7 protein-coding genes are annotated in these 6,505 nt (G+C 62.6%); 4 read left to right on the top strand and 3 right to left on the bottom strand.

Going from position 1 to position 6,505, the window contains the following annotated elements; translation table 11 throughout:
- From PQR53_RS21480 to PQR53_RS21470, 3 genes are all read left to right on the top strand, one after another.
- A partial coding sequence (locus PQR53_RS21480; RefSeq protein WP_408458059.1) for a phosphate acyltransferase occupies positions 1-139 on the top strand: 139 nt, incomplete at its 5' end.
- Positions 140-553: 414 nt separating this feature from the next.
- Positions 554-970, top strand: a complete 417-nt coding sequence (locus PQR53_RS21475) for a ribonuclease (protein WP_408458036.1) — start codon at positions 554-556, stop codon at positions 968-970.
- A 16-nt stretch (positions 971-986) separates the two neighbouring features.
- Positions 987-1,547, top strand: a complete 561-nt coding sequence (locus tag PQR53_RS21470; RefSeq protein WP_323043186.1) for a barstar family protein — start codon at positions 987-989, stop codon at positions 1,545-1,547.
- Between the two features lie 259 nt (positions 1,548-1,806).
- Here PQR53_RS21470 and PQR53_RS21465 read toward each other — a convergent pair whose 3' ends face one another.
- The 3 genes from PQR53_RS21465 to speE form a co-directional block, all read right to left on the bottom strand.
- Entirely contained in the window at positions 1,807-2,547 is a 741-nt protein-coding gene (locus tag PQR53_RS21465; RefSeq protein WP_408458034.1) for a 16S rRNA (uracil(1498)-N(3))-methyltransferase, read from the bottom strand.
- A gap of 19 nt (positions 2,548-2,566) precedes the next feature.
- Positions 2,567-2,980 carry a VOC family protein gene (locus PQR53_RS21460; protein WP_179734398.1) on the bottom strand — a complete coding sequence of 138 codons (414 nt, stop codon included), beginning with the start codon at positions 2,978-2,980 and terminating at the stop codon, positions 2,567-2,569.
- A 114-nt stretch (positions 2,981-3,094) separates the two neighbouring features.
- A complete protein-coding gene (gene speE / locus PQR53_RS21455; RefSeq protein ID WP_408458031.1) occupies positions 3,095-4,081 on the bottom strand; it encodes a spermidine synthase in 987 nt (328 codons plus the stop codon).
- A gap of 321 nt (positions 4,082-4,402) precedes the next feature.
- On the opposite strand from speE, the gene tkt reads away from it, so the two are divergent.
- Entirely contained in the window at positions 4,403-6,424 is a 2,022-nt protein-coding gene (tkt, locus tag PQR53_RS21450; RefSeq protein WP_408458028.1) for a transketolase, read from the top strand.
- Positions 6,425-6,505 lie beyond the last annotated feature (81 nt).

Genomic DNA, 6,505 nt, shown 5'->3' with positions numbered 1-6,505 from the left:
TGCGGGCAACAACATCGCGATTGGGCCGATGCTGCTGGGCGCGGCCAAACCGGTGCACGTGCTGACGGCTTCGGCCACGGTGCGCCGGATCGTCAACATGACGGCGCTGCTGGTGGCGGATGTAATCGCGTCCCGCTGATTTGATCAGGGACTAAAAGCGTGGCGTCGCCTAAGCGGGCGCCATGCAAAAAAAAGGCGTGCCCGCAATGGGCACGCCTGCGGGTGAACAGGGGATTGCCACCCTAAAAGAGCCCGACGAGGCTGTTTTGCCTCCCAGAGACTGTAGGAACAGCTAGGCTTTCCCTGCACGGAATCGTTGCGCAATCGGTAGCCTGTAGGCTTGGGCGCGCCTGATCCGCTCAATTCAGCTAATTTTAGCCTTTACAAGCTAAATATTCTGTCAAAAGTCGTCAAAGCCCGTTCCGTGGCTCTTTCTCGCGCGATCGGGCGTTTTTGCCTGTCCGGCGAACGTTGATTCTGTTGGGTTTTAGCGATACCCTTACGACTTTCATGGTCGTCAAACTCGTGATCTAACAGCGGGGAACCTTGATTCATGGCACGCAAGTGGCGGCGCATTAAAGGCGTGCTGACCGGTGCTTTGACGCTCTGCGCTTTATGCGGCTCCGTGCCTGGCGCGTTTGCGCGCGACTACACGGCACCTGCCGAGTCACAAGCACAGGTGCAGGGCACTATCGCGGCGGCGCAGTTGCCACGCGAAGCGGTCAATACTTTGAACTTGATTGCCGCGGGCGGGCCTTACCCGTATGAGAAGGACGGCATCGTATTCGGCAATCGCGAACGGTTGCTACCGCCGCATCGGCGCGGCTATTACCACGAATACACCGTTCTCACGCCTCGTTCACGAAACCGCGGGGCGCGTCGCATCGTCTGCGGAGGTCCGCAACAGCGGATCGACAACTGTTACTACTCGGACGACCATTACACCAGTTTCAATCGTATTGTTGAATGACATCGGGATGAACGGCATGAGCGACAACGTCTACGCGCACGACTCCGGAGTCGCGACGGATCTTTTCGCGGCCGGCGACGGCAATTTGTTCCAGCGCGTCATGCGGATGCGTGCCGGCGACCAGGGCAGGGATAACCAGAGCGAAGGCAGCACTGTGGTTTCATCGAACGAGGAGCCCATGAGCCTTTTCAAGACCGTACGACCAAACATCGTACAGTCGATCCGCGCGTTTCGCGTGCAGGATCTAGCTGACGAGGCCAATCAACTCGGCCAGCACTTTCTATACGCGTACTGTGCGAACGCTCAGTCCAAACAGGAAGTGCTGGAGACCATCGCAACGTCGTTCCTGTTTCCGAAGCATTTCGGCAAGAATTACGACGCGCTCTACGATTGCCTGACCGATCTGGTCCAGAAGGCAGGCGCACAGCCGGGGTTCGTGATCGTGCTCGAGCAACTGCCGGTTGCGCAAAAGTTCGACAAGGAAGGGCGCGAGACGCTTCTCGACGTGTTCCGTGAAGCGGCCGAGTTCTGGGCCGAACGTAAGGTCGCGTTCCGGGTGTTTTATTCGTTTGCCTGAGATTTGCCGGACGGTTCGCGCGGGAGGATTTATCTCAGCGCCGTCTACCGCACAGGAAAGAGAAAGGCCCGCCAACTGGCGGGCCTTTGCTTTGGCATGTGAACCAGGCACCGGGTTTTGAAGCCACAGCTTCATTTAGTTTGGCCCGGTTTGGTTTGACTTGGCTCCAAGGCCGGACAGCCGACCAGCTTGGCTCTCGACTGCCGTCTCGCTTATCCAAAACACAAGCGGGCGCGCTGCGAGTGCCGCGTAGTCTGGCTTACCAGCCGCCCCAGCGGGCCGCCAACGCCGAGAGCACGGCGATGCCCGCGGTTTCCGTGCGCAACACGCGCGGACCGAGACCGACCGCGGTAAATCCATGATCGGTTGCCGCGGCTTCTTCCGCCGCGGAAAAACCGCCTTCCGGTCCGACCAGTACGGTCACTCGCCCGAACGGCGGATTGGCGGGCAGCGCCGAAAAGCTGATGCTGGCGCGTGGCGACAGCAGAATGCGCATTTCTCCGACTTCAGGTGTGCGCGGCAGCGCGCCGAGCCATGTGGCGATCTCGCGCACCGGCATCACTTCCGGCAGGCGATTGCGCCCGCACTGTTCGCACGACGCCCGCACGATGCCCTGCCAGTGTACGTGACGCCGTTGTGCGCGCTCGCCGGAAAGACGCACGACGCTGCGCGTGGTGGTCAACGGCACGAACGACGACGCTCCCAGTTCGACCGCCTTCTCGATGAGCCAGTCCATCTTGTCCCCGCCGGCAATGCCCTGCGCGAGGGTGAGGTGATACGGCGCTTCCACTTCAATATTGCGGAATTCGTGAATTCTCACCTTGGCCGAGCGGCGTTCGACCTCGACGAGTTCGGCGCTGTATTCGCCGCCTTCGCCGTTGAAAAGCACGATCGAATCGCCGGGCTGCAAACGCAGCACGAGGATGTGGCGCATGACGTCATCGGGCAACTGCATGATGTCGTCGGGCTTGAGAGGCGTACCGACGAAGAAACGAGGCATCAGAAAAATACTCATTGGTTCAGGAAAGGTGGCGAGCGAGCGCCCAACGGTAGCCGTCCAGATCTTCGACCTGGGCAAACCGGTCGCCCCAGAACTGATCCTGTGGCTCGCTCAGCGATTTTGCGCCGGCGGCTAGCGCCCGCGTGTAAACCGCGTCGACATCGTCGACATAGACATAGAACGATTGCGGCGCAATTGCGCCCGCGCTTTTCGGTGTTTTCGCCGCCGAGCCGAACGCGCCTTCCGGTGCGAACATCACGATCAGCTGCCCTTGGTAAGTCATCTCGACGTGCATGACGACACCGTCGTCCTGGACGCTGTCACGCAGCTCGAAACCGAATGCCGCTTCGAAGAACGCGGTCGCGGCACGTGCGTCGCGCACCGTCAGATAGGGGGTCAACCAGGGCACACCGGCTGGGCGGGAGGCGGTCATGGGGTTCTCCGGATCTATTGGGGTTGCGGGATGCATGCTGCGAGGCCGGGCGGGCGCTCGCGTATGGGTACACCGATAGCGCGCGCCGACCGAACCGTGCATTTTGCCCACGCGTTAGCTCGATGGCTTTAAGAATTGACTTAGTTTATCGCGCACGGAGCGCGATGCCGAGAACAGTCCCGCATGCAGGGCCGGGTCGTAGTGCTTCAACGCGTCGATCTGGCGCGCGGCAATACGCTCGGCGAGCGCTTCGACGCCAAGGGCCGCGGGGTCCAGCGTGTCGCTGGCGGTCGCCATCATCCAGAGCGAGCCGTAGAGCGGAACGAAGGTGTGCATCGTGCGCACGAAGGCGAATGTGTCGCGTAGATCGTCGAGCAGGCCGGCGACGCGCCGCGGGTGGAAATAGGGCGAACCGAGATGCAACGAGAGCGCGGCGGTCGGCCTCATGACGCGCTTGAGCTGCATGTAGAAGTCCGGTGTATATAGGCCCGCAGCGGGGGAATCCGGCGGTGTCAGGTCGAAGATGACGAGATCAAACTGCGCGGAGGCGGAGGCTTCGGTTTTGACTTCGGCTGGGGCCGTCGTCGTCGCCGCACCCGCAGCCGGTTTTGCCGCGGACATTGCAGTAACCGTAGCCCGTGCCGCTTCCGTCGCCGCCCGGGCGGCGCCCGCGACGAAATGCGCAGCATCGCCAATCACCAGTTCGACGCGCGGATCGGCGAAAGCGCCGCCGTGGACCTCGGGCAGATACTCGCGGGTCAGGCGTACGACTTCGGCATCGAGTTCCGCCACCACGATCCGCTCGATGCTGGGGTGCCTGAGCAGTTGCCGCGCGGCGCCGCCATCGCCGCCGCCCAGCACCAGCGCCGCTTTTGGCGAGGGATGCACCAGCGCGGCCGGATGCACCATGCATTCGTGATAAATGAATTCGTCGCCGACCGCGGTCATCGGGCGGCCGTCGAGCGTGAATAGCCGGCCGAGCTGCGGCGTGTCCCACACCTCGATGTGCTGGTACGGTGACGTCACGCTCGCAAGGCGGCGCGCGTGCTCAAAGCCGTAGACGGCGTCGTGACTCGGGTGGAACAACAGGGAGGCGCTCATGAGAGGCGGGCTCCTTCCGGAGCGCAGTGGCACATTGAGACAGTGAATCGAGGTTGCCCGATTGTAAAGGGCCGACGCACCGCGCGCCGCGGCAGTCGCGTCGAACCGCGTTGTCAGCCGGCACGACCGGACTGCGATACCAGGCGCCTTTCCGAGCGGGCCGCGGTCAACGTTCTGTTAGAATGTCACGCTTTCAGCCTTGTCCGTTTGCTCTGCCCGTTTCGCGTCTCGTGGCGCCGCACCGTGCGCCGCAGTGGACTGGCATTCGAGCATCCGGTCCTCAAGCGCGCACCGCTTTCTGACTCTGTCTCCGGACTCGACATGACGACCCCGTCTCCCGCACCCACTTCCTTGATGGCCAACGCAATCCGCGCGTTGTCCATGGATGCCGTTCAAAAAGCGAATTCCGGCCACCCGGGCATGCCGATGGGCATGGCCGAAATCGGCGTGGCTTTGTGGTCGCGTCATCTGCGCCACAATCCGAAGAACCCGCAGTGGGCCGATCGCGACCGTTTCATTCTGTCGAACGGCCATGGCTCGATGCTGCTGTACTCGCTGCTGCACCTGACCGGCTACGACCTGCCGATCGAAGAGCTGAAGAACTTCCGTCAGATGCATTCCAGGACGCCGGGTCACCCGGAATACGGCATCACGCCGGGCGTCGAAACCACCACTGGCCCGCTCGGCCAGGGTCTGGCAAACGCAGTCGGCATGGCGCTCGCCGAATCGCTGCTCGCCACCGAATTCAACAAACCTGACGCGAAGATCGTCGACCATCACACGTACGTGTTCGTCGGCGATGGCTGCCTGATGGAAGGCATCTCGCACGAAGCCTGCTCGCTCGCCGGCGTGCTGAAGCTGAACAAGCTGATCGCGTTCTATGACGACAACGGCATCTCGATCGACGGCGAAGTGGTCCACTGGTTCCACGACAACACGCCGAAGCGCTTCGAAGCTTACGGCTGGAACGTGATCCCGAACGTGGTCGGCCACGACGTCGAAGCTGTCGACGCGGCGATCAGGCAAGCGAAGCAATCGGACAAGCCCACGCTGATCTGCTGCAAGACCGTGATCGGTGAAGGCGCGCCGACCAAGGCCGGCAGCCACGACTCGCACGGCTCGCCGCTCGGCGACAAGGAAATCGCGGCGACGCGTGAAAAGATCGGCTGGAAGTGGGAGCCGTTCGTGATCCCGCAAGAAGTTTATGCAGCGTGGGACGCGAAGGAAGCCGGTGCACGCATCGAATCCGAATGGGATAAGGCGTTCGCTGCGTACGCGGCCAAGTACCCGCAGGAAGCCGCTGAATTCAAGCGCCGTGACGCGAAGCAATTGCCCGCCGACTGGAAGGAAAAGGCGAAGGCCATCATCGCCGGCGCAAACGAACGCGCGGAAACCGTCGCAACACGCAAGGCATCGCAACAGGCGATCGAAGGTTTGTCGGCCGTGCTGCCGGAACTGCTCGGCGGCTCCGCCGATCTGACCGGTTCGAACCTGACCAACTGGAAGGCCGCCAAGCCGGTGCGTGTGAACGCTGAAGGCAAGGCTGCCGGCAACTACGTGAACTACGGCGTGCGCGAGTTCGGCATGAGCGCCGCGATCAACGGCATCGCGCTGCACGGCGGCTTCAAGGCCTTCGGCGGCACGTTCCTGACGTTCTCGGACTACAGCCGCAACGCGTTGCGCGTGGCCGCGCTGATGAAAGCGCCGTCGATCTTCGTGTTTACGCACGACTCGATCGGCCTCGGTGAAGACGGCCCGACCCACCAGTCGATCGAACAGGTCGCAAGCCTGCGTCTGATTCCGAACCTGCAAGTGTGGCGCCCGGCCGATACGGTCGAAACGGCGGTGGCCTGGACGCACGCGGTCGAACATCACGGCCCGTCGTGCCTGATCTTCAGCCGTCAGAACCTGCCGTTCTCGGAGCGTACAGACGCGCAGATCGCCAACATCGAGAAGGGCGGTTACGTGCTGCGCGACTGGAACGACGAGATCGTCGCGCGCAAGATCATCCTGATCGCCACCGGTTCGGAAATCGAACTGGCGTTGAACGCGGTTGAGCCGCTGGCTCGCGAAGGCATCGCGGCACGTGTCGTGTCGATGCCGTCGACCACCGTGTTCGACAAGCAGGACGCCGAGTACCGCGAACGCGTGTTGCCGCACGGCGTGCGCCGCGTCGCGATCGAAGCGGGCGTCACGGATTTCTGGCGCAAGTACGTGGGTCTGGAAGGCGGCGTGGTCGGCATCGACACGTTCGGCGAATCGGCCCCGGCTGGCGTGCTGTTCAAGCATTTCGGCTTCACCGTCGAGCACGTGGTGGAGACGGCGAAAGCCGCACTCGGCTGATCTTCAGGCAAGCGTGGCCGCGTGTGCCCCACACGCGGCTGCGCCCGAAGAGCAGGCCAACATGGACGATTTTTTTTCAGC

This window comes from Paraburkholderia fungorum, assembly GCF_046027605.1.
Taxonomy (GTDB): Bacteria; Pseudomonadota; Gammaproteobacteria; order Burkholderiales; family Burkholderiaceae; genus Paraburkholderia; species Paraburkholderia fungorum_F.
The sequence above is the reverse complement of the archived record's forward strand: the minus strand, read 5'-3'. Positions and strand labels throughout refer to the sequence as shown.